We start from the raw sequence: 23,725 nt of genomic DNA, 5'->3' as shown, positions 1-23,725 counted from the left end.
GGTCGAAAGACCATGTAGAGTAAGCAGTAAGAAATCGGCGAGTAGCGCAGCTTGGTAGCGCAACTGGTTTGGGACCAGTGGGTCGGAGGTTCGAATCCTCTCTCGCCGACCAATTTCAGAAGAAACCCCGCAATGCGGGGTTTTTTTTCGTCCGTATTTTGTTTCAGTCTTATTTGCCTCACGTCGATTTCTCTATCACTCATCTTCTTTATCATTTCATTCTGTTATCCATTACCGGGTCTATTCCTCTTACCTAAGAAACCCCGATTGGCACTTTTTGATCAAACACAACATGAGCCGGGCCAGAATCTCTCTTTATCTGATGAGAAGTGAAGTGTTGGGTTTTTGCGACAAAAGCCAGAGGCTTTGTCTCTAAACAGAGACATATAATCAACTGATAAATATAAAGAAAAAAAATGACAGTTTATAACGTCGTTTTGTAGCGACAGATCACGCTGGTGGGATAGAACTCAGTACGATGAGGTGGATATAGTACAGGATGAGTGAGTATAAAAATAAAATTCATAATTATCAGTTTATTGTGATTATATTTTTGAGTGCATGAGTAAAAATCTCACTCATTTTACGACTTGGCACGCTAAGTGCATTATCTAGAGTGTAGATGCTCATCCCACTTATTATGATTGCTTGGTCTTATAGTCCATTTAGCTTCATAAACCCAGGGATGACGCAGAGCCGATTTTAGGGTGCCTATTGTCCATGTAAACGATGTTGAATATCTTCATCACATACCGGACATAACGTTGAGTGAGGCACCGACATTGTTGTCTGTAGACCTGAAAATTTCAGACGCTTGCCTTTCTGGGCAAGCGTTTTTTTTGCCTATCCTTCGTCCTTGAAGCTACAGGGTTGTTAGCTGCACGTACTTACCCGAATCACTTACTTGAGTAAGTTCAGCGGGATGCGTTTGCTGGCTGCCTACCTGCAACTCCAATGACTTTGGATATTCTTTGCGGCTTGAAGCTACAGGATGCCGAATCAGGAGCCTTTCAGACTGCTGACAAAGTTGATTGAAGGGGAAATATTCCGTTGGGGTCGTAGTCGCTTACGCGACCGAAGCGGCCTGGGGGCCGTCGCCCCTTCACACACTGGGTTTGCTGCTAGGTTTGTCATCAACCTCAAGGCCCCGTTAGGAGCCTTGAGGTTGCTGTTTGACTAATGATTAAAGTGATTCGCCATTTTGCTTAAGAGTGAGCAATAGCCCCTCGCGGCGTGCCTGCGCGGCATCCTCAGGGCGGTGCAGTTTATCCAGAGCATCTGCCAGCCATGCATAATCATACCCGTCTGGGCGCTGTGCAAGCGCGGCTTTAAAGGCCTCGCTGGCTTTCTCCCACTCCCCATGTTTCAGCATTAGCTGGCCCAAAGTGCTATTGAGCAATGGTGTGGCTCCGTGCTGTTTGATGTGCTGGCGTAATGATTTCTCCAGTGGCTCCGGATTGCCGGACTTCAACCGCGGTATCAGTAACACCAACCGCTCATCATACTGGCGCTTCAGACCATCCAGAATGATTTGTTGGGCTACATCACTGTCATCACATTCAATCAGATGTTCCGCCAAGGCGACTTGCAGCGGGATCTCATGGCGCACTTTACGGCTTTGATCTTTCCACCAACGTTTCAGGCCGTCGCTGCCTTCTTCCGCCATACATTGATTCATTATGCCAATATAAGCTTGCTGCTCCAGCGCGGCGATTTCCTCAGCGGTATGCACCTGGGCTTTGCTCATTGCCGGTAAAATTTCCAGTAATGAACTGTAAGCGCCTGAGCGCAGATAAGCTTGTTCAGCCAAACGCAGCACTTCCGGATGGCGCGGGGCTTGATCCAAGAGCCGGTCAACGCCATGACGAGCGGCATGCACATGCCCTTGCGCCAACTGAATGCGCACCCGCGTGATATTGACCGGAAGTTGCTCTGTATCTGCCACTTCCGCTGCTCGCTCGAGATATTGATTGGTACGGAATTCATCACCGCGTTGCTGGGCTGCTTCCGCCGCCAGTAGGTAATTTACCATCGGCTGTTCGGCATGATCGGCATTTCGCGTCAGTAGCTTCTCAACTTGTTTGAAATCACCTTCAGCCAGTTTGATCAGCGCCGCCCGGGTTTGCTTACGGGCGCGGGTGCGCTTACGGCCCAAGAACCAGCCACGGGTGCGGGCGCCGGTGCGGAAAATACGGCGCAATATCCATTCCACTATCAGGAATGCGACCAACACCAAGACCAACATAATGACCAAACCAGTCACGCTGGTTTCGACGTTGTAGTTATCGGTCTGGATTAATACATAACCCTGATGACCCGCCAGCATAGGCCCAAGGACGATCCCCGCAGTCAGAATGAGGAATAACAGTAAGACTCGCAGCATACTTATTCCCCCTGAGTGGCAACTGGCGTCTGTGCCAGTAAGTTACGAACCCGGGTTTGCATCAATTTTTCCAGCATCGGCTGGCTTTTCAATTGATCAGGTACATCCATTGAAATTGATTGCTGACTTAGGTTTTCCAATTCATCCAGAAACGCCTTGGTGTTCGGGTCATTCACATCAAAATAAGCACGAACCCAAGTGGAAATCGTCTCTAGCGACTGTTTATACACTTCATCCTGATGGCGAGGCACGGCCTGAGCCGCTACTAGCAGGCGGGAGCGGATATTTTCACGTAAATAAACGTCCTGATTAGGTGCCAACAGTGGCTCGGCACTACTATCACGGCGGCGAATAGTAATAAAGTCAGACATAAAGCTATGCCAACTTTTGGTCAGATTCTGACGCCATTCGGCTAACGAGCTGGACAGCTCATCGCTATTGGCATCCATCGGCGAATCATCAATATTATTATCGGCGAGACGCAGGTTATCGACTTGATTCGACAATTGATTCAGTTTGAGAATAATGCCATCGAAATCAACCTGAGTTATCGCAGAAAGGGCACTGATATCTTCGGTTAATGCCCGGCGCACATCGATAAGGCTCGGGTCATTCATATCAGCCAAGCTGGCATCGGCACTTTTCAGTAAGGTGGCTGCCGTGGTGACGTCTTGATCACTCCACAGTTTACGCCCGGCCATTTTCACCAGAAAATCAGCTTGTGCCAGCAACCAGGTTTTGGCGTCACTTCCTGAGATAGTGGCGACTTTCTCCTGTAACTCGTTCAGTTGGCGAGTGAGCGATGTTTGTTGGCGGTCAGCCGCTTCCAGCGCTTTGCTTTGTTGTTGTAACAATGCCTCAAGCTGCTGTTTTTCCTGCAATTGACTCTGTTTTAATTCAGCTAACTGGTCTTGCAGCGCACTATTGGCCGCTTCTTGTAACTGAGCCTGTTGGTGTCCGTGATAATAAAGCCCGGCACCTAGCGCGATGGCCAGAGCAATAGCAATGGCTCCCAGAATTGGCCCGGTTTTTTTCTCCCGGCGGATTTCTGGTTCTGGCTGTTGGTGCCTCTCAGCCGCAGTGGTTATCTCTTCCACTGGTGCGGATGGGGTATTTTGTTCCGTCATATTGGGCATCCCATAGTCAGGTTTCAGGTTTATTGAAAATCTTGTAGTGCGCGGATCAGCGCATCATTATCAGCATTCTCCGCTACCCGGATATGGCTCCAGCCCATTTGGGCCGCTAAGGTAGCGAGGCGGTCACTCACCACCACCAATCGGCAGCGGAGCAACCAGGAAGAACGATAATAATCAGGAACCAAAGTATAGATCTGTTGTAACATTTCGCCGCTGGTAACCACCAGAATATCGACTCCGGCACGTTGCCAGTGCGCACTTTGCTCACTGCCATCATAAAATATCGGGCTGCGCTGATAACATTCGCAAAACGTTACCGTCGCTCCCCGTTCAGTTAAGCTCTCGCCAAGCAGCTCGCGCCCGCCATTACCGCGCAATAACAGCGCTTTCTTACCTGCCAATTTTTGCAGGTCGGGCAATGATAACAGCATCTCGCTGGTCTCTCCCGTGGGGGGGAAAGTGACGTGTAAGCGGCTGGCGGTATGCAATGCTAATGCCGTGTTACGACCAATAGCATAATAAGATAACTGCGCGGGCCATGACAGGTTATTTCTTTTTAACAGCGGGTTAGCGTAGCGCACCGCGTTCTGCGACAAAGCAAAAACCAAGTCACCGGCTTGCATATCTTGCAGTAATGCGGGCAGTTTTGGCAGGTCTCCGCCGGGAGAAAAATCAATCAATGGCGCATGATAGGCAACCCGCCCCAGCGCACGCAGGCGGCTGACTAACTGCTCCCCGGCAGGGGATGGACGGGTGACCAGAATTGTCATAGTGGTGGATTATCCCGATAAACTTCAGCCAGAATTTCCCGAGCTCCCCGCGCTAGCAACTCATCGGCCAGCTCAACCCCCATTTGCTCTGCATTTTCAGCTGGCCCGCGGCGCTCACCGCGAATAATCTCGCTGCCATCGGGCGCGCCAACCAATGCGCGGAGCCACAATGTATTGCCGTCCAATTCCGCATAACTGCCAATAGGCACCTGACAGCCCCCTTCAAGGCGGGTATTCATGGCGCGCTCTGCACACACACGCAATTCAGTCTCGCGATGATTCAGTGGTGCCAGCAGTTGGCGGGTATAATCATCATCCAGACGGCATTCAATACCGACTGCACCTTGGCCAACCGCCGGTAAGGATTCCTCAGCCGGCATGGCATAGCGAATTCGTGTTTCCAACCCGAGGCGCTTCAGGCCAGCAACAGCCAAAATAATGGCGTGGTATTCCCCTTTATCTAACTTGGCAAGGCGCGTGCCGACGTTACCGCGCAGATCACGGATAATGAGGTCGGGGCGGCGCTCGCGTAATTGGCACTGGCGGCGCAAGCTTGAGGTGCCGACAATACTGCCAGCGGGCAGGTCATCCAGATGGGCATAATTTGATGAGACGAAAGCATCACGAGGGTCATCTCGCTCACAAATAGTCACCAGACCCAACCCTTCGGGGAAGGCGATCGGCACATCTTTCATCGAATGAACGGCAATATCGGCCCGGCCATCGAGCATCGCCAATTCTAATTCTTTGACGAACAAACCTTTACCACCGACTTTCGCCAGCGGCGTGTCCAGAATGATGTCTCCACGGGTTACCATGGGAACTAATTCGACTTGCAGGCCGGGGTGATTGGCTTGCAGTAAATGTTGAACATAATGTGCTTGCCATAAGGCGAGCGGGCTTTGTCGGGTGGCAATTCGAATAATTTTGTCTAACATTGCTTGTTACCGTTTTTATATTTTACGGCCCATCCTACCATTGACCGGTGAAGACTGTCAGTGCGGTAGCCACATCAACAGGGCGGATAAGAGCATAAGAAAGCCACTATTCTAACAAATACTTGTCTGGATAAGGGGTTTCCACCCTTTTTACTGACAAAGTGGCTGTCGTGGCGGGCTTCAATGGGTTTATTTACCCAATAGTGGCGGGGATCGCTAATGACCTTGACAAGAAACAGACGTTATAATTGTAGGGATAGCTTTACTTTCTTTACGGTCAATCGGCAAGGTGTTAGATTGATCACGTTTCCAGCAATAATTCGTTCACTGTTATTCAAACAAAATGTCTTCAAACAAAATGTTTTTTGGTCAGTTCAACAAAAAGTACATTTTGGGTGAAAGTCAAAAAAAGCAATAAACGAATCTGGAACACGGGTTTCTTTCTAAGCACCGGAACAATTCTAAGCACCGGAATAACCAGGCGAGACGTCTTGTACCTCTACATCGAGACACTGAAACAGCGACTGGATGCGATCAACCAATTACGAGTCGATCGCGCCTTGGCGGCCATGGGGCCAGCCTTCCAAAAGGTCTACAGTCTGCTACCGACCCTATTACATTGTCATCACCCACTGATGCCGGGTTACCTTGATGGTAACGTTCCCCATGGCATCTGCCTTTTCACGCCCAATGAAACACAACAGGATTATCTCTCTCAGGTTGAAGCCAAATGGGGCCAGCCTTTGCAGCAGAGTGTGGGCGGTGAACTGCCGATTACCGGCGTCTACTCAATGGGAAGCACTTCATCTATTGGCCAGTGCCATACATCCGATCTGGACATCTGGGTGTGTCACCAAGCTTGGCTTGATACTGACGAACGCAACCGCCTGCAAAAGAAATGTAGCTTGCTGGAGAAATGGGCTGCATCAATGGGTGTTGAGGTCAGCTTCTTCCTGATTGATGAAAACCGTTTCCGCCATAATGCCAGCGGCAGTCTGGGCGGCGAAGATTGCGGATCCACCCAACATATTTTATTGCTGGATGAATTTTACCGCAGTGCGGTTCGTCTGGCAGGGAAACGTATTCTGTGGAATATGGTTCCGGTTGAAGAAGAAAATAATTACGATGATTATGTGCTGTCGCTGTATGCGCAGGGCGTACTGACGCCGAATGAATGGCTGGATTTGGGCGGTCTGAGCACCCTGTCAGCGGAAGAGTATTTCGGAGCCAGTTTGTGGCAATTATATAAGAGTATTGATTCGCCTTATAAGGCGGTGCTGAAAACCGTCCTGCTCGAAGCGTATTCGTGGGAATATCCTAACTCCCAACTATTGGCGATGGAAATCAAGCAGCGCTTGCATGCTGGTGAGATTGTGGCGTTTGGCCTTGATGCTTACTGCATGATGCTCGATCGCGTCACCCGCTATCTGACCCAAATCAATGACACTACCCGGTTGAACTTGGTGCGCCGTTGTTTCTATCTGAAAGTGTGTGAGAAATTATCTCGCACGCCCGCGAGTGCCGGTTGGCGGCGTGAAATTCTCAGCCAATTAGTCAGTGAATGGGGCTGGAGTGACGAGAACCTGGCGGTGCTGGATAACCGCGCGAATTGGAAAATTGAACGGGTGCGTGAGGCGCATAACGAGCTGTTAGACGCGATGATGCAAAGCTATCGTAATTTGATTCGCTTTGCGCGGCGCAATAACTTGAGTGTCAGCGCCAGCCCGCAAGATATCGGGGTTCTGACCCGTAAATTGTATGCGGCATTTGAAGCCTTGCCGGGTAAAGTGACACTGGTTAACCCGCAAATTTCACCGGATCTTTCAGAAGAACATCTGACCTTTATTCATGTGCCCGCAGGGCGCGCAAACCGCCCTGGTTGGTATCTGTATAATCAAGCGCCGTCAATGGATGCTATTGTCAGCCATCAGCCGCTGGAATATAACCGTTATCTGAATAAATTGGTGTCATGGGCCTATTTCAACGGCTTGTTGACCAGCAAAACACGGCTGCATATTAAAAGTGCCAATCTGTGCGATACCGTGAAACTGCAAGAGTTGGTGACTGATATCTCTCACCATTTCCCATTGCGGCTGCCCGCACCAACACCTAAAGCGCTGTATAGCCCATGTGAGATTCGCCACTTGGCGATTATCGTCAATCTGGAACATGATCCTACGGCGGCTTTCCGCAATCAGGTGGTTCATTTTGATTTCCGTAAAATGGATGTTTTCAGTTTTGGCGAACAGCAGCAATGCCTGGTCGGGAGCATCGATTTGCTGTACCGCAACTCATGGAATGAAGTGCGAACCCTGCATTTCAGTGGTGAGCAAGCAGTATTGGAAGCCCTGAAAACTATTTTAGGCAAAATGCATCAGGATGCGGCACCGCCAGAATCCGTGGATGTGTTCTGCTATAGCCAACACTTACGTGGCCTGATTCGTACCCGTATCCAACAATTGGTTTCTGAATGCATTGAACTGCGCCTGTCGAGTACTCGTCAGGAACCGGGCCGTTTCAAAGCAGTGCGGGTTTCTGGGCAGACTTGGGGATTATTCTTTGAGCGCTTAAGTGTCTCGGTTCAGAAATTGGAAAATGCGGTCGAATTCTATGGTGCGATTTCCAATAACAAGCTGCATGGGTTATCGATTCAGGTCGAAGCCGATCAAATTCATCTGCCACCGGTAGTCGATGGTTTTGCTAGCGAAGGGATCATTCAGTTCTTCTTCGAAGGCACCGCAGATGAGAAAGGTTTTAATATTTATATTTTGGATGAATCAAACCGCGTTGAGGTTTATCACCATTGCGAGGGCAGTAAAGAGGAGTTGGTACGGGATGTCAGCCGTTTTTATTCATCTTCCCACGACCGCTTTACCTACGGTTCCAGCTTTATCAACTTCAACCTGCCGCAATTCTACCAAATTGTGCAGTTAGATGGCCGAACTCAGGTCATTCCTTTCCGTAGCAATGCGCTGTCTCATCTGCATATTGCTGATAAAGAAACCTCCGCGCCAGCGCAGCAGTTTCAGCTACATTAATTTCCCCTGTGTCCTTGAAGCCGCAGGGGTGTTAGCTGCGCGCTCTTACCCGAATCACTGACTTGAGTCAGCTCATCGGGATGCGTTTACTGGCTGCCTACCTGCAACTCCAATGACTTTGGGGAATAGCTTGTGTCCTTGAAGCCGCAGGGGTGTTAGCTGCGCGCTCTTACCCGAATCACTGACTGTGACTAGCTAAAACTTACGACTTCGCCAGCTTGGGCGGTAGCGGCTTCGGACAGTTTGGTAAAGAATTCTTCGCCGCTGCGCGAACAATACCAGTGCCCTTCGCGGTAATCAAAATGGTAACCGCCTGCTTTAGTCGCCAGCCATACCTGATGTAACGGCTCTTGGCGGTTGATAATAATTTTGCTGCCATTTTCGAAAGTTAGGGTCATCACCCCACCATTGGTTTCATAATCAATATCGCTATCGCCGCTAAAACTGTCCAGTGTCTCTTCAATGTAAAGTGTCAATTGATCGGCTAACTGATGAAACTCGCTGTCGTTCATATTCAATTCCTATTGCTTTTCATGATCCACCTGCGATTATAGAGACCTTAGGCGCACGATTCACAGGCATTAATACTTTTACCGGCGTCAAAACAATTTACAGGCGTTAAAAAATGAAAAAAAAATTATATTGGCCGCTTACCGCGATGATGGTGTTAACACTTGCCGGTTGTGGCCTGAAAGGCCCGTTATATTTCCCACCGTCAGAGAAGCCCAAAGTGGAAACGGCACAACAAGACAGCGGCCAGATCGATAAGAATCAGCAGGGTGTGCCGGGTGATTCAAAACCGACCCAGAGTATTGCTGGGCCACAGTGACCATCCCTAGCGCAGCCAGATTGGGCCAATACCGAAAATTTAGCCGGTAAATAAAAGTCAGCGGAGTATGAAATGCAGTTCTCCAAAATGCACGGTCTTGGCAATGATTTTATGGTTGTCGATGCAGTTACCCAAAATGTTTACTTTTCGCCGGAGTTAATCCGCCGATTAGCAGACCGGCACACTGGCGTGGGCTTTGATCAGATGTTGGTGGTTGAGCCGCCTTATGACCCCGAGCTGGATTTTCACTACCGCATTTTTAATGCCGATGGCAGCGAAGTCTCTCAGTGTGGCAATGGCGCGCGCTGTTTTGCCCGTTTTGTGCGGCTGAAAGGTCTGACCAACAAACGCGATATCAGTGTCAGTACCCAAACCGGCCGCATGATACTCAGTGTCACTGAGGATGAACTGGTTTGCGTCAATATGGGCGAGCCCAATTTTGATCCGCAAGCGGTCCCTTTCCGGGCAACTAAAGCGGAGAAAACCTACATTTTTCGCGCTGCGGAGCACACGGTATTGTGTGGCGTGGTCTCGATGGGCAATCCTCACTGTGTGATGCAAGTTGATGATGTTTCGGTTGCCAATGTTGCCTTGCTCGGCCCAGTATTAGAAAGCCATGAGCGCTTCCCTGAGCGGGCCAATATCGGTTTTATGCAGGTGGTGAGCCGCGAACATATCCGCTTGCGGGTGTATGAGCGCGGAGCCGGTGAGACTCAGGCCTGTGGTAGTGGGGCTTGTGCGGCCGTGGCGGTTGGCATTCAGCAAGAATTATTGGGTGAAGAGGTTCATGTTGAATTGCCGGGTGGCAGTTTGCATATCAGTTGGAAAGGGCCGGGTCACCCACTGTATATGACCGGGCCGGCCACTCATGTGTATGATGGCTTCATCCATCTTTAGTATACCCGTCATACTTCAAGCTGCATGTGCGTTGGCCGCCTTCGCTCACCCCAGTCACTTACTTATGTAAGCTCCTGGGGACTTACTCAGTTGCCGCCTTCCTGCAACTCGAATTATTTAGGGTACGAATGTTCATTATAACGGGTGTGACATGAAAAGTTCTGAGGAGCAGGCGCTAGCGGGTATCGAGTTAGATGACGATGCCGTTATGCAGTATTTATTGCAAAATCCCGACTTCTTTATCCGCAATGCTCGTTTAGTTGAACAGATGCATATTCCCCATCCGGTGAGAGGCACGGTCTCGCTGGTGGAATGGCAGCTAGGGCGTCAGCGTCATCAGATAAGCCAGTTGGAAGAAGAGATTACGTTACTGATGGAGCAGGCGGGTCTGAATGAAGTGCTATTCAACCGCTTGCTGCAACTGCAAAGTAACCTCGCTGCTGCCAGTAGCTTGCAAGATATGCTCAATCGCTTGCAGCGCTGGGCCAGAGATTTCGGGCTGGCTGGGGCGAATGTCAGATTATTCACTGACCGCTGGCAAACTGGCGCGCCCTCTGATTTCACTCATTTGGGGCTATCTCGGCATGCTTTCGAGCCGATGCGCATTCAGCGGTTGGGTAATGAGCGCCATTATCTTGGCAGCTTAAACGGGCCGGAGTTGTTGCTGTTATTGCCTCAAGCGAAGCAAGTTGGGTCGGTGGCGTTATCATTGTTGGGTAAAGACGGCGATCTGGGGGTGATTATCTTCAGCAGCCGCGATACGCAGCATTACCAGCAAGGTATGGGCACTGTGATGCTTAATCAGTTATCCACATTACTGCCGAGCTTGCTGGAGCGCTGGATAGAGTCAGTATGACCGAGTTTAGTGCTTCGCTTGCCCCGCAGGTTGAAGCCTTCCTGCGCTACCTCAAAGTTGAGCGCCAACTCAGCCCACTGACTATCATCAGTTATCGGCGTCAGCTGCAAGCGCTGATGGAAATGGGCGAGCAAATGGGCTTGGCACACTGGCAAACGCTGGATGCCGCTCAGGTGCGCTCCTTGGTTTCCCGCAGTAAACGCGCTGGTTTGCACTCATCCAGCCTGGCTTTGCGGCTCTCGGCTTTGCGCAGTTTCCTCAACTGGCTGGTCAGTCAGGGCGTCATGCAGGTCAATCCTGCCAAAGGGGTCAGTACCCCGCGCTCTGGCCGCCATCTGCCGAAAAATATTGATGTCGATGAAGTCGATAAACTGCTGGATATCGACTTGAATGATCCACTGGCCGTGCGTGACCGGGCGATGCTGGAAGTGATGTATGGCGCGGGTCTGCGTTTATCTGAACTGGTCGGAATGAACTGCAAACATGTGGATCTGGCGAGCGGTGAAGTGTGGGTGATGGGCAAGGGCAGCAAAGAGCGCAAAGTCCCTATTGGCAAGACGGCGGTCAAGTGGTTGGAGCATTGGCTGGAACTGCGTGAATTGTTTGAACCGCAAGATGACGCCATATTTTTAGCCAATACCGGCAAGCGAATTTCCGCGCGCAATGTACAAAAGCGCTTTGCCGAATGGGGGGTAAAACAAGGCGTTAGTAGCCATATTCACCCCCATAAATTGCGCCACTCTTTCGCCACCCACATGTTGGAATCCAGCGGCGACCTGCGCGCGGTGCAAGAATTACTGGGCCACGCCAATCTGACTACCACACAAATTTATACCCATCTTGACTTTCAACATCTGGCAACAGTGTATGATGCTGCTCATCCACGGGCCAAACGAGGCAAATCCTGATGCATTTTTATCGTCCACTTGAGCGTATTTCCGCCATTACTTTCGATTTGGATGACACCCTGTATGACAATCGGCCGGTGATATCCCGTACAGAACAAGAATCTGTGGCATTTCTACAGCAATATCATCCCAATTTGGCGCAGTTACAAGCCGCAGATTTACAGGGTTTCCGCAGTGAATTACTGGCGCAAGACCCCGATATTTACCACGATGTCACTCAGTGGCGTTGGCATGCTATCGAACTGGGGTTGATTCGCCATGGTTTGAGTAAGTCAGAAGCGCAATGTGGGGCCGATGCGGCCATGGAAAACTTTGCCCTATGGCGTAGCCGTATTTATGTGCCGCCCGCCACCCATGACACGTTGAGCGCACTGGCAGAGCATTATCCGCTGGTGGCTATCACCAATGGCAATGCGGACACCAAAGCTTGCGGGCTGGATAATTATTTCCAGTTTGTCTTGCGCTCCGGCCCCCATGGCCGTGCCAAACCTTTCCGCGATATGTACCATAAGGCGGCGAATCATCTGGATATTCCGCTGAAACATATCTTGCATGTCGGTGATGACCTGACCACGGATGTTGCCGGTTCGCTACGTTGTGGCATGCAAGCTTGCTGGATTAATGACCGCGAACAAAGCCTGATGACGGCCAGTGATAGCCGGCTATTACCCCATATTGAGATTTCGCAGTTGGCTTCCCTGACAGCATTGCTATAATCCTCTGCAATAACTCTGTATAAATTCACAGTGGAATGATGGTAAAATCGCCGGATAACTGGCGATTTGGCTATTTTCCCTTACCCGATAAACGGTGCCTATGGACGTTTCTGATCTGCTCGACAGCCTGAATGAAAAACAACGCGAAGCCGTGGCCGCGCCACGCTGCAACCTGTTGGTACTGGCCGGCGCGGGCAGTGGTAAAACTCGGGTGCTGGTGCACCGTATTGCCTGGCTGTTATCCGTAGAAAATGCCTCGCCGTACTCTATTATCGCAGTCACCTTTACCAATAAAGCGGCGGCTGAAATGCGCCACCGTATTGAGCATTTGATTGGCACCAGTCAGGGTGGAATGTGGATTGGGACTTTCCATGGCTTGGCGCACCGGTTGCTGCGGGCCCACCATATGGATGCCAATCTGCCGCAGGATTTCCAAATCCTCGACAGCGACGACCAACTGCGCTTATTGAAACGCTTGGTTAAGGCCCTGAATTTAGATGAGAAACAGTGGCCACCGCGTCAGGCGATGTGGTACATCAACGGCAAGAAAGACGAAGGGCTACGTCCGCAGCATATTGAGAGCTACGGTAACCCGGTCGAAGCTACTTGGTTGCGTATCTATCAAGCCTATCAAGAAGCTTGTGACCGCGCGGGTTTGGTGGATTTTGCCGAGCTATTATTGCGCGCGCATGAGCTATGGCTGAATAAACCGCATATTCTGAATCATTATCGCGAGCGCTTTACCAATATTCTGGTGGATGAGTTCCAAGATACTAACAACATCCAATACGCTTGGATCCGCCTGCTGGCGGGGGAGCGCTCCAATGTGATGATTGTCGGCGACGATGACCAGTCAATCTATGGTTGGCGCGGGGCGCAGGTGGAGAATATCCAGCGCTTCCTGAAAGACTTTCCCGGCGCTGAAACTATTCGATTGGAGCAAAATTACCGCTCGACCAGCAATATCCTGACGGCAGCGAATGCCCTGATTGCCAATAATGACGGCCGTATGGGTAAAAACTTATGGACTGAAGGCGTTGAGGGCGAGCCAATCTCGCTCTATTGTGCTTTTAACGAGCTGGATGAAGCTCGGTTTGTGGTTAACCGCATTAGAGCCTGGCGCGACAATGGCGGTGCGCTGAATGATTGCGCCATTTTGTATCGCAGTAACGCCCAATCGCGTGTTTTGGAAGAAGCTTTATTACAGACGGCCACGCCGTACCGTATTTATGGTGGCCAGCGCTTCTTCGAACGGCAAGAAATCAAAGATGCATTGGCTTATCTGCGTCTGATTTCCAACCGCAATGACGATGCCGCTTTTGAGCGGGTGGTGAATACCCCGACCCGCGGTATTGGCGATCGCACCTTAGATGTGATTCGCCAAACTGCCCGTGATCGCCAGTTAACTTTATGGCAATCCACCCGCGCCATGTTACAGGAAAAAGTGCTGGCGGGCCGTGCGGCTTCTGCCTTGCAACGTTTTGTCGAACTGGTGGATTCACTGGCGCATGAAACCGCAGATATGCCGCTGCATGTCCAAACTGACCGAGTGATGCGCGATTCCGGTTTGTGGTCGATGTATGAGCAGGAAAAGGGCGAAAAAGGCCAGGCGCGTATCGAAAACCTTGAAGAGCTGGTCAATGCGACCCGCCAATACAGCTATCAGGATGAAGATCAGGATTTGATGCCATTGCAGGCGTTTCTTTCTCATGCGGCGCTGGAAGCCGGTGAGGGCCAAGCTGATGCCTATCAGGATGCAGTGCAATTGATGACTCTCCATTCAGCAAAAGGGCTGGAGTTCCCACAGGTATTCATCGTAGGTATGGAAGAGGGCATGTTCCCGAGCCAGATGTCACTGGATGAAAGTGGGCGTCTGGAAGAGGAACGGCGGCTGGCCTATGTTGGGGTCACCCGCGCTATGCAAAAACTGACACTTTGCTATGCCGAGAGCCGCCGCCTGTATGGCAAAGAAGTGAATCACCGGCCATGGCAGAAACCAAGGCACTTTGTGTCGGGAAATAGCGGTAAGCCGTGGCCCGGGAAAGCTGGGCGGCATTGGCGACTTCAGTTATTGATGGAAATGCGCCTTGTTCATACATCGACATCGCAGTGTCAATAAGTAACCGCCGGGTTCTGGCCCTGATGGTGGTTAGCGATGGGGAGGCGCGTTCTGGTTTATCCTGATGACTCACGGTCACTCCATAATCTAGATAGCGCATTTTTGCTCACTATAACAAACCGCTCGCACAAATCGCCATGAATGCCATTCATATTCAGATTATTTTTGAGACTATAGTCTCATATTTAAGTTATACACTTTGCGAAAATGATACTACAGTCTCAATATGATTCTATCTTAACCAACTCGCTCATTTTTGTGACATTCCGCATTCATAGAAGGATGTTCAGATGCCCCGTCATATTTTTATCGCGACTACGACAGATACCAAAGGCGATGAGCTGGCTTATGTCAGTGAATTGATTAGAGCAACCGGCCTGACCACGGTGACGGTTGATTTATCGACCAAAGAAGGCCAGCACGCCGGCGGCGCTGATATTGCGGCCGAAACGGTGGCGAGCCATCACCCTGATGGGCGTCAGGCCGTCTTTTGTGGTGACAGAGGGCGGGCGATAAGTGCGATGGCGGTGGCTTTTGAGCGTTTTATTGCCAGCCGTGATGATGTGGCTGCACTGTTAGGTTTGGGAGGCTCCGGTGGTACGGCGCTGATAACACCCGCTATGCAAAGTTTACCTATCGGTATTCCTAAACTGATGGTGTCCACCATGGCTTCTGGTGATGTTTCCGGTTACATCGGTGCCAGTGATATCGCCATGATGTATTCAGTCACCGATATTGCCGGGCTCAATCGTATTTCCCGCCGAGTGCTCAGCAATGCGGCCCATCAAATTGCTGGTGCGGTTTACTTTGCTCAAAAAGAAGAAACCGCTACTGATGACAAACCGGCGCTGGGTTTGACCATGTTTGGCGTGACAACCCCCTGTATTCAATCGGTTAGCGCAGCGTTATCGGCAGAATATGATTGTTTAGTGTTCCACGCGACCGGCAGTGGTGGCAAAGCGATGGAGAAATTGGCTGAAAGCGGCTTACTGGCAGGGGCGCTGGATCTGACCACCACCGAGGTTTGCGATCTGTTATTTGATGGGGTATTAGCGTGCGGCCCAGAAAGGTTTGATGCTATTGCTCACACCCAAATTCCTTATGTTGGCTCTTGCGGCGCATTAGATATGGTTAATTTTGGTAGCCCCGCCACCATTCCGGCGAAATATGCCGACCGCTTGTTCTATGAGCACAATGCGCAAGTCACATTGATGCGCACCACCGAGCAAGAGAACATTGAGATGGCGCGCTGGATTGGCGAGAAGCTCAACCGCTGTGAAGGCGAGGTGCGTTTCTTAATTCCACAGGGCGGATTCTCGGCATTAGATGCGCCGGGCCAACCTTTCTGGGACGAAAAAGCACTGCAAGCTTTTATCCATACGCTGGAAGAAACCGTGATTCAAACTGACAAACGCCGTCTGGTGCATTACCCATTCAATATCAATGACCCACAGTTTGCCCAGGCTGCGGTAGAAAACTTTAAAGAAATAGCAAAAAGCCCATCCAACCCTAAATAATTTGAGTTTGAAGTATGACGGGGTTAGGGCCATTTAATATCTGGAGAAACACATGCCAAAATTTCAACGCCAGGCCATATTGGCTAAATTCCGGGAAATGATCGCCCGCCGTGAACCGATTATCGGCGGCGGTGCGGGTACGGGTCTATCGGCCAAATGTGAAGAAGCTGGCGGTATTGATCTTATCGTCATCTATAACTCGGGCCGCTATCGCATGGCCGGTCGTGGTTCGCTGGCCGGTCTGTTGGCCTACGGCAATGCCAATGAAATTGTGGTCGATATGGCAAAAGAAGTGTTGCCGGTCGTCAAGAACACGCCAGTGTTAGCGGGGGTTAATGGTACCGATCCGTTCTGTCAGTTCGACCACTTTTTGGATCAACTGAAAGCATTGGGTTTTTCGGGTGTACAGAACTTCCCGACCGTGGGTTTAATTGACGGGAATTTCCGCGCCAACCTTGAAGAAACCGGCATGGGCTATGGTTTGGAAGTAGACATGATTCGCTTGGCTCACGAGAAAGATTTACTCACCACGCCGTATATTTTCAGTGCCGAAGATGCTGTCGCCATGACTCAAGCGGGGGCCGATATTATTGTTCCTCATATGGGGCTGACCACTGGCGGCAATATTGGCGCTGACACCGCGTTGAAGCTGGCTGACTGTGTGCCTCTGATTAATCAATGGGCCGCCGCCGCAAAAGCGGTGCGCGAAGATGTGATTGTGTTGTGTCACGGCGGGCCGATTTCTACCCCAGAAGATGCTCAATACATCTTGGACAATTGCCCGCAATGTGATGGTTTCTACGGTGCCAGCTCCATGGAGAGGTTACCAACAGAAATTGCACTGACGGATACTACTAAGCAGTTTAAAAATATAAAACGTTGATTATTTTGCCAATACCAAGGGAAAGCCTGTTTGTGAGTTTTGCTGAGTTATCAGCACAATAAAGAGGCAGGATACACAAAACCGAAGTCGAAGCTGACTTCGGTTTTTTTACTGATATTATTTCCGGCAGATTTTATTGCTGATAATGCGCCCCAATATCAGCCGTCGCATACCATGCCAATAGATTGCTGACTTCCTCTTCACCCTCGGCAGGTGACCAGCGGGCGAAATATTCAGCAGTAATGGGCTGGTAAGGGCCGTGTTTAACTTCAAAAATAACCGCCCCTTCTTCCAGTGAGAGCACGGCGTGCCACACATTAGCGGGGATTTCCATAATAGCGGTTTCCCGGCCCAACAGCGTGCGGTGGGTGACTTTCCCTGCGTCATCAAACAGCAGCACAATAAAGTTGCCGTGCAATGCAGTCAGTAATTCCCAAGTGTGGGGGTGGCGATGTGGGCGGACATACGTCTCTGGCTCCATTGCTATCGCCAGGCGCTGTATCGGGTCGTCGAGCTGTGGATGGAAGTTAAGATTGGCTCTCTGACGCGGTGACTGCTGCGCTTGCTGGCTCAACTGCACTAGGGTTTGTTGGGTGATTTGCTTCATTCTGGTCAAATATCCTTAAGAGTGGCTGACTGTAATCTCGCGTAAACAGATTGATGTTATACCCGTCATACTTCAAGCTGCATATGTGTTGGCCGCCTTTCTGCAACTCGAATTATTTAGGGTATATCGCTGCGCGCTGTGGGATAAAAAATCTTGCCACTCAGAACTGAAAATTGTGCTCATGAATTAACACCTTTTAACCGGTTGACAGCCTTTTTCTTCTCGGCGTAACATGCGCGCACTATTCTTGATGAGGACATTCGCCTTGGACACACCCAGTAGATACTGGCTCAATAACCTGTTCATATGGTGCAACTTCTAAGGCTATCCTCTTATTTGCTGATAGCCTTCGTGGTTGTCAGCGGCCCCGCTAAACCGCCGCTGTGAGTCAGATCTCCTTATGGTCTGAAACAAAGGGTATTTCAATACTGACCTGTTTCTGTGCTTCAATGCGTTTTCCCTATCCATCACCGCAAGGGAGTTTTGGCACATGCTGAGCGCATTTAAATTAAGTAACAATCGCTTATCCCGTTTGGAGCTGGATGAATCAGATGACCTGACTTCCTCACTTTGGGTCGATTTAGTCGAGCCAGAAGAGGGTGAGCGGGAACGCGTCCAGAATGAATTAGGGCAAAGCCTGGCTACGCGGCCAGAGTTGGATGACATCGAGGCCTCCGCACGATTCTTTGAAGACGAAGATGGCCTGCATATCCACTCCTTCTTCTATTACGAAGATGCTGAAGACCACGCCGGTAACTCAACCGTGGCATTTACTATTCGTGATGGCCGCTTGTATACCCTGCGCGAACGCGAATTACCGGCATTCCGTTTATATCGGATGCGCGCGCGCAACCAAACACTGGTTGACGGCAACGCCTATGAATTGCTGCTGGATTTGTTTGAAACTAAAATTGAACAGCTGGCAGATGAAATTGAGAATATTTACAGCGACTTGGAAGCCTTAAGCCGCGTCATCATGGAAGGCCAGCAGGGCGATGAATATGATGCTGCGCTCTCCACGTTGGCGGAACAGGAGGATATCGGCTGGAAGGTCCGGTTGTGTCTAATGGATACCCAGCGGGCGCTGAATTTCCTGGTGCGTAAGGCCCGTTTGCCTAGTGGCCAACTAGAACAGGCCCGCGAGGTGCTGCGCGATATCGAATCCCTGTTGCCGCACAATGAATCCTTGTTCCAGAAAGTTAACTTCCTGATGCAGGCGGCGATGGGCTTTATCAACATCGAACAGAACCGCATTATCAAGATCTTCTCGGTCGTCTCGGTTGTCTTTCTGCCGCCCACCTTGGTGGCATCCAGCTACGGGATGAACTTTGAATTTATGCCGGAATTGCGCTGGTCATTTGGTTATCCGGGGGCGATCAGTTTGATGATTATTGCTGGCCTGGCACCATATTTGTATTTCAAACGCAAAAACTGGCTCTAACCTTTGCCCTTAAAGTTGCAGGGGGGGTTAGCTGCGTTCACGCACCCGAATCACTTACTTGAGTAAGTTCCTGGGGATGAATGAGCCTCATCCTTGAGGCTCACCCTGCGGGCTAGCATAAATGCTGTTCAAATCGGTTCCCGACCAATTTGTTACTCAATGGCCGCCTTCCTGTAACTCGAATTATTTAGGGTATGGATGAATAAAAAAGCCCGGTAACTCAATGTTATCGGGCTTTTTTTTAGCATTTTAACTGTTAAGCACGTAGCTTGCGTTGGGTGTAAAGCGCATCCAGTGTGAACAATAACAGGGCTGCCCAGATAAAGACGAAAGTGACCATTTTGTCGTTGCCGATAGTCTCACCATAGAAAGTGACGGCCAGAATAAACATCAGCGTCGGCCCCAAGTATTGGAAGAAGCCCAGTGTCGATAGCCGTAAACGTGTAGCAGCCGCGGTGAAGAACAGCAGCGGAATAGTGGTAATCACGCCCGCTGCGGCTAACAGAACATTCAGTGACCAGGTATTGGCCCCCATGTGACTGGTCGGGCTGTCAGCAATAAAGAACAGATAAACAGCCGCAATCGGCAATAGCCACATTGTTTCAACCAACATGCCGGTTTGGGCATCAATGCCCAGCTTTTTGCGGATCAATCCGTATAACGCAAAGGTAATCGCCAGACCCAAACCAATCACCGGCAGTGAACCGAACTGCCACAGCTGAATTAATACCCCGCCGAACGCCAGTGCCACTGCAACCCATTGCATGCGGCGAAAACGCTCGCCGAGAAATAGCATGCCAAATAACACGTTAACCAACGGATTAATAAAGTAGCCGAGACTGGCTTCCAGCATATGATTGTGGTTGACCGCCCAAATAAATAATAACCAGTTACTGGCAATTAATACGGCGGTAACCGCCAGTAATAGCAGGCGTTTACGATTTTTAATGGCGCTACGGACTTGAGGCCAATTGCGGCTAACAGTTAGCAGAATCAGCATAAAGAAAAATGACCAGATAATCCGATGAGTCAAAATTTCATCAGCCGGCACCTGTTGGATGAGCTTGAAATAAGCAGGGGCAATACCCCAAATAAAATAGGCAGCCAGAGCAAAGAAAATGCCCTGACGGGTTCGTTGTTTATCCATGGTGTGGCTCAGAACAAGAAAGGAGATGCGGTGAGTGTACTTAACTTCACGTTATTATTCATCACCGCAATAGGTCGCATCAGCCAACCAGATAGGTCGCCGTTGCGCTGGCGATATGCATTTGGTTTTCATTATGCAACTCAACGCGAGCTACAGACACCTTGTTACCACTGCGTAAAATACGGCTGCTGGCAATAAAGTGCTCACCACGGCCAGGGCGCAAATAGTCGACACGCAAATCGATAGTCCCCATTTTCGCCAGTTTCATTTGCAGTTGTTCCTGAATCAGTGGCTCATGGCGAACCAGGCTATTCCCAACACACACCAGACCCGCTGCAACATCCAGCACTGCGGCGATAACCCCGCCGTGCAATATCCGCTGCGCAATATTACCGACCAGCTTGTCATTATTATCAAAAGTAATTTCGGCGTAATCTTGCTCGAAACGAGTTAATTTTAATCCTAATTCGCGGTTAAATGGCATGTGATAAACAAAAATATCACCAATGAGGCTGCGGGCACTCTCCAGAGTTAATGGTGTTACAGGCATTATTTTTCTCTTAAAAGATAATTTCTCATGTTATTAGTTTGTTTATTTTATGCTCCTATTTTGTTGTTTTCCAGTCGTTAAATCATAAATATAAACAACACTAATCTCAGATAACATTTGTGTGTAGAATGAGCTGTTTTCATTACAAATAGAAATAATTCGTAAAATGATGGGGGAATGATGGGAAGATTTTGGCAGGCTTTAATCGCGTTATTACTGGTGCCGACGTTGGCACAGGCAGAAGAAGCAACGGTTGAGAAGATTCATGATGCGCCAGCGGTGCGCGGCAGTATTATTGCAGCCATGTTGCAAGATCACGATAATCCGTTTTTGCTTTATCCGTATGAAACAAACTATTTGCTGTACACCTATACCAGCGATATCAATAAAGAGGCGATAAGCTCTTATGATTGGGCTGAAAATGCCAAGAAAGACGAAGTTAAATTCCAACTGAGTTTAGGTTTCCCTATCTGGCGTGGTATTGCTGGTGATAACTCCTTACTGGGTGCTTCCTATACCCAACGTTCTTGGTGGCAGGCATCCAATAGTGATGAATCTTCGCCATTCCGTGAAACCAACTATGAACCGCAGATATTCCTGGCATGGGCCACCGATTATGAGTGGGCTGGCTGGACATTCCGTGAAGTAGAGTTTGGTTACAACCATCAGTCTAACGGTAAAGCTGATCCAACTTCTCGCAGTTGGGATCGCGTTTATACCCGTCTGATGGCGCAACGCGGTAATCTAGAAATTGATCTGAAACCTTGGTATCGCATCCCTGAAAGTGACAGCAAAGATGACAACCCGGATATCAACAAATACATGGGTTATTATCGTGTAAAAGTCGGTTATGCTTTGGGTGAAAGTGTGTTCAGCCTGGATGGCCGCTATAACTGGAATACCGGTTATGGTGGTGCGGAAATGGGCTGGAGCTACCCGATTACCAAGCATGTCCGTTTCTATACCCAAGTGTTCAGTGGCTATGGTGAGTCAATGATTGACTATAACTTTAGGCAAACACGGGTGGGTGTGGGTATCATGTTGAATGATGTCCTTTAACGTCATCCGGCGTTAGAAAAGTTTCAGACACAGGCCGGTTCACCGGCCTGTGCAGATCTCATAGTTGGGGAATAGTGTGTCAACCGCCGCAGTGATAAATAGGGAGTTACTGGCAGAGCAAGTATTGCGAGATACTTTCGGCTACCAGCAATTTCGGCCCGGACAACAAGAAATTATCAACGCCACCCTATCAGGGCAAGACTGTCTGGTAGTGATGCCAACAGGCGGGGGTAAATCCTTGTGCTATCAGATCCCGGCATTAGTGACGGATGGCTTAACGCTGGTAGTCTCCCCCTTAATCTCTCTGATGAAAGACCAGGTTGACCAACTGCTGGCTTACGGCGTGGGTGCGGGGTGCTTAAACTCATCACAAACTCGCGAGCAGCAATTGGCGGTGATGGACGGCTGCCGCAGTGGTCAAATTAAGCTGCTGTATATCGCGCCGGAACGGCTGGTAATGGAGAGCTTTCTTGACCAACTGCATCAGTGGCGTCCTGCGCTATTGGCGGTGGATGAGGCGCACTGCATCTCTCAATGGGGCCATGATTTCCGCCCGGAATACCGTGCCCTGGGCCAGCTCAAACAACGTTTTCCTGATTTACCGGTAATAGCACTGACCGCGACGGCTGATGAAGCCACGCGTGGGGATATCGTGCGGCTGCTCAATCTGGAAAACCCCTTAATTCAGGTCAGCAGCTTTGACCGCCCCAATATTCGCTACACGCTGGTAGAGAAGTTCAAACCGCTGGATCAACTGTGGCGTTTTGTTCAAGACCAGCGCGGCAAAAGTGGCATTATTTACTGCAATAGCCGGGCAAAAGTGGAAGACACCACCGCGCGGCTACAAAGCCGTGGTTTAAGTGTGGCGGCTTACCATGCTGGGCTGGACAATGAGCGGCGGGCGCAGGTACAGGAAGCTTTCCAGCGCGATGACTTGCAAGTGGTGGTTGCCACCGTGGCTTTCGGCATGGGGATTAACAAACCCAACGTCCGCTTTGTGGTGCATTTTGATATTCCGCGCACCATCGAATCTTATTATCAGGAAACGGGGCGTGCCGGGCGTGATGGTTTGCCCGCTGAGGCGATGTTGCTGTATGACCCGGCCGATATGGCGTGGTTACGCCGCTGTCTGGAAGAAAAACCGGCCGGCGCACAACAGGATATTGAGCGGCACAAACTCAATGCGATGGGGGCTTTTGCCGAAGCGCAAACTTGCCGCCGATTAGTGTTGCTGAACTATTTTGGCGAGGGCAAACAGCAGTCATGCGGTAACTGCGATATTTGTTTGGATCCGCCAAAGCGCTACGATGGGCTGGCTGATGCGCAAAAAGCGCTATCCTGTGTGTATCGGGTCGGGCAACGGTTTGGTTTGGGGTATATTGTCGAGGTATTGCGCGGGGCAAATAATCAGCGCATTCGTGAGTTTGGTCATGACAAGCTGTCTGTCTACGGCATTGGTCGCGAGCAAAGTCATGAGCATTGGGTCAGTGTGTTGCGTCAGCTTATTCACCTTGGGTTACTGAGCCAAAATATCGCGATGTTCTCTGCTTTGCAGTTGACCGAAGCCGCGCGCCCGGTATTACGTGCTGAATTGCCGTTACAATTAGCCGTGCCGCGTATTCAGAGTTTGAAAGTGCGTAGCAGCGCTAATCAAAAATCCTATGGCGGCAATTATGATCGCAAATTATTCGCCAAATTGCGTAAATTGCGCAAATCTATTGCCGATGAAGGTAATATTCCGCCTTATGTGGTGTTTAACGACACGACCTTGCTGGAGATGGCGGAGCAAATGCCGATCACGGCCAGCGAGTTGTTGAGTGTCAATGGTGTCGGGCAACGTAAGCTGGAACGCTTTGGCGCACCATTTATGGCGATGATCCGCGACCACGTAGATAATAATGACGACTAACAGGTCGCCTTCCCTGTAGAGA

19 protein-coding genes, 1 tRNA gene and 2 pseudogenes are annotated in these 23,725 nt (G+C 50.1%); 13 read left to right on the top strand and 9 right to left on the bottom strand.

Annotated elements, in window-relative coordinates:
* Positions 1–35 precede the first annotated feature (35 nt).
* Positions 36–112 (top strand) — tRNA-Pro (locus DX162_RS05055).
* 1,071 nt (positions 113–1,183) lie between these two features.
* Here DX162_RS05055 and hemY read toward each other — a convergent pair.
* Genes hemY through hemC form a run of 4 tightly spaced genes read right to left on the bottom strand, consistent with a single transcriptional unit; the run spans position 1,184 to position 5,227 of the window.
* Positions 1,184–2,383: a protoheme IX biogenesis protein HemY gene (hemY, locus tag DX162_RS05045; RefSeq protein WP_004393411.1), complete on the bottom strand. Its 1,200-nt coding sequence runs from the start codon at positions 2,381–2,383 to the stop codon at positions 1,184–1,186.
* A gap of 2 nt (positions 2,384–2,385) precedes the next feature.
* A complete protein-coding gene (hemX, locus tag DX162_RS05040) occupies positions 2,386–3,510 on the bottom strand; it encodes a uroporphyrinogen-III C-methyltransferase (RefSeq protein WP_032821192.1) in 1,125 nt (374 codons plus the stop codon).
* Positions 3,511–3,539: 29 nt separating this feature from the next.
* Positions 3,540–4,289, bottom strand: coding sequence for a uroporphyrinogen-III synthase (gene hemD / locus DX162_RS05035; RefSeq protein ID WP_032821193.1), 750 nt, complete (start codon positions 4,287–4,289; stop codon positions 3,540–3,542).
* Positions 4,286–5,227, bottom strand: coding sequence for a hydroxymethylbilane synthase (gene hemC / locus DX162_RS05030; protein ID WP_004393414.1), 942 nt, complete (start codon positions 5,225–5,227; stop codon positions 4,286–4,288). Before hemC ends, hemD begins: the two co-directional genes overlap by 4 nt.
* 491 nt (positions 5,228–5,718) lie before the next feature.
* Between hemC and DX162_RS05025 the strand changes: the two genes are divergently transcribed.
* Positions 5,719–8,265, top strand: coding sequence for a class I adenylate cyclase (locus DX162_RS05025; RefSeq protein ID WP_098081021.1), 2,547 nt, complete (start codon positions 5,719–5,721; stop codon positions 8,263–8,265).
* 191 nt (positions 8,266–8,456) lie between these two features.
* Here the strand turns inward: DX162_RS05025 and cyaY are convergent, their stop codons facing one another.
* Positions 8,457–8,777 carry an iron donor protein CyaY gene (gene cyaY, locus DX162_RS05020; RefSeq protein WP_004391294.1) on the bottom strand — a complete coding sequence of 107 codons (321 nt, stop codon included), beginning with the start codon at positions 8,775–8,777 and terminating at the stop codon, positions 8,457–8,459.
* 113 nt (positions 8,778–8,890) lie between these two features.
* Here cyaY and lptM point away from each other — a divergent pair, with 113 nt between their 5' ends.
* The 6 genes and pseudogenes from lptM to uvrD form a co-directional block, all read left to right on the top strand.
* Positions 8,891–9,094, top strand: a complete 204-nt coding sequence (gene lptM, locus DX162_RS05015; protein ID WP_049563521.1) for an LPS translocon maturation chaperone LptM — start codon at positions 8,891–8,893, stop codon at positions 9,092–9,094.
* Between the two features lie 72 nt (positions 9,095–9,166).
* Positions 9,167–9,991 (top strand): diaminopimelate epimerase, encoded by an 825-nt coding sequence (gene dapF, locus DX162_RS05010; RefSeq protein WP_004391296.1) that lies wholly within the window; start codon positions 9,167–9,169, stop codon positions 9,989–9,991.
* A 151-nt stretch (positions 9,992–10,142) separates the two neighbouring features.
* Entirely contained in the window at positions 10,143–10,847 is a 705-nt protein-coding gene (locus DX162_RS05005) for a DUF484 domain-containing protein (RefSeq protein ID WP_004391297.1), read from the top strand.
* Entirely contained in the window at positions 10,844–11,755 is a 912-nt protein-coding gene (gene xerC, locus DX162_RS05000) for a tyrosine recombinase XerC (protein ID WP_071777651.1), read from the top strand. Before DX162_RS05005 ends, xerC begins: the two co-directional genes overlap by 4 nt.
* The gene (yigB, locus tag DX162_RS04995; protein ID WP_032820166.1) at positions 11,755–12,471 is read left to right on the top strand and encodes a 5-amino-6-(5-phospho-D-ribitylamino)uracil phosphatase YigB; all 717 of its coding nucleotides are present in this window, start codon (positions 11,755–11,757) and stop codon (positions 12,469–12,471) included. The genes xerC and yigB overlap by 1 nt, the downstream gene beginning before the upstream one ends.
* Positions 12,472–12,571: 100 nt before the next feature.
* Positions 12,572–14,458: pseudogene (gene uvrD / locus DX162_RS04990) on the top strand (DNA helicase II); the annotation flags it as partial.
* Here uvrD and DX162_RS04985 read toward each other — a convergent pair.
* Positions 14,442–14,690, bottom strand: a pseudogene (locus DX162_RS04985) (helix-turn-helix domain-containing protein); the annotation flags it as partial. The pseudogenes uvrD and DX162_RS04985 overlap by 17 nt on opposite strands.
* Before the next feature lie 190 nt (positions 14,691–14,880).
* Between DX162_RS04985 and DX162_RS04980 the strand changes: the two are divergent.
* Together DX162_RS04980 and DX162_RS04975 are read left to right on the top strand one after the other, a co-directional pair.
* The gene (locus DX162_RS04980) at positions 14,881–16,107 is read left to right on the top strand and encodes a Tm-1-like ATP-binding domain-containing protein (RefSeq protein ID WP_004391300.1); all 1,227 of its coding nucleotides are present in this window, start codon (positions 14,881–14,883) and stop codon (positions 16,105–16,107) included.
* A gap of 52 nt (positions 16,108–16,159) precedes the next feature.
* The gene (locus DX162_RS04975; protein WP_004391301.1) at positions 16,160–16,990 is read left to right on the top strand and encodes a phosphoenolpyruvate hydrolase family protein; all 831 of its coding nucleotides are present in this window, start codon (positions 16,160–16,162) and stop codon (positions 16,988–16,990) included.
* A gap of 133 nt (positions 16,991–17,123) precedes the next feature.
* Here DX162_RS04975 and DX162_RS04970 read toward each other — a convergent pair whose 3' ends face one another.
* Positions 17,124–17,597, bottom strand: coding sequence for a WbuC family cupin fold metalloprotein (locus DX162_RS04970; RefSeq protein WP_004391302.1), 474 nt, complete (start codon positions 17,595–17,597; stop codon positions 17,124–17,126).
* Positions 17,598–18,087: 490 nt separating this feature from the next.
* On the opposite strand from DX162_RS04970, the gene corA reads away from it, so the two are divergent.
* The gene (corA, locus tag DX162_RS04965) at positions 18,088–19,038 is read left to right on the top strand and encodes a magnesium/cobalt transporter CorA (RefSeq protein ID WP_004391303.1); all 951 of its coding nucleotides are present in this window, start codon (positions 18,088–18,090) and stop codon (positions 19,036–19,038) included.
* 256 nt (positions 19,039–19,294) lie between these two features.
* Here the strand turns inward: corA and rarD are convergent, their stop codons facing one another.
* Together rarD and DX162_RS04955 are read right to left on the bottom strand one after the other, a co-directional pair.
* The gene (gene rarD, locus DX162_RS04960; protein ID WP_004391304.1) at positions 19,295–20,185 is read right to left on the bottom strand and encodes an EamA family transporter RarD; all 891 of its coding nucleotides are present in this window, start codon (positions 20,183–20,185) and stop codon (positions 19,295–19,297) included.
* Positions 20,186–20,264: 79 nt separating this feature from the next.
* Entirely contained in the window at positions 20,265–20,735 is a 471-nt protein-coding gene (locus DX162_RS04955) for a thioesterase family protein (RefSeq protein WP_004391305.1), read from the bottom strand.
* Positions 20,736–20,915: 180 nt separating this feature from the next.
* On the opposite strand from DX162_RS04955, the gene pldA reads away from it, so the two are divergent.
* Both pldA and recQ read left to right on the top strand, forming a co-directional pair.
* On the top strand, positions 20,916–21,794 hold the full coding sequence (gene pldA / locus DX162_RS04950) for a phospholipase A (protein ID WP_032820168.1): 879 nt from the start codon (positions 20,916–20,918) through the stop codon (positions 21,792–21,794).
* Positions 21,795–21,870: 76 nt separating this feature from the next.
* The gene (gene recQ / locus DX162_RS04945) at positions 21,871–23,703 is read left to right on the top strand and encodes an ATP-dependent DNA helicase RecQ (protein WP_004391308.1); all 1,833 of its coding nucleotides are present in this window, start codon (positions 21,871–21,873) and stop codon (positions 23,701–23,703) included.
* The last annotated feature ends 22 nt before the right edge of the window (positions 23,704–23,725 follow it).

Origin of the sequence: Yersinia kristensenii, from assembly GCF_900460525.1 — a bacterium.
GTDB lineage: Bacteria > Pseudomonadota > Gammaproteobacteria > Enterobacterales > Enterobacteriaceae > Yersinia > Yersinia kristensenii.
The sequence above is the reverse complement of the archived record's forward strand: the minus strand, read 5'-3'. Positions and strand labels throughout refer to the sequence as shown.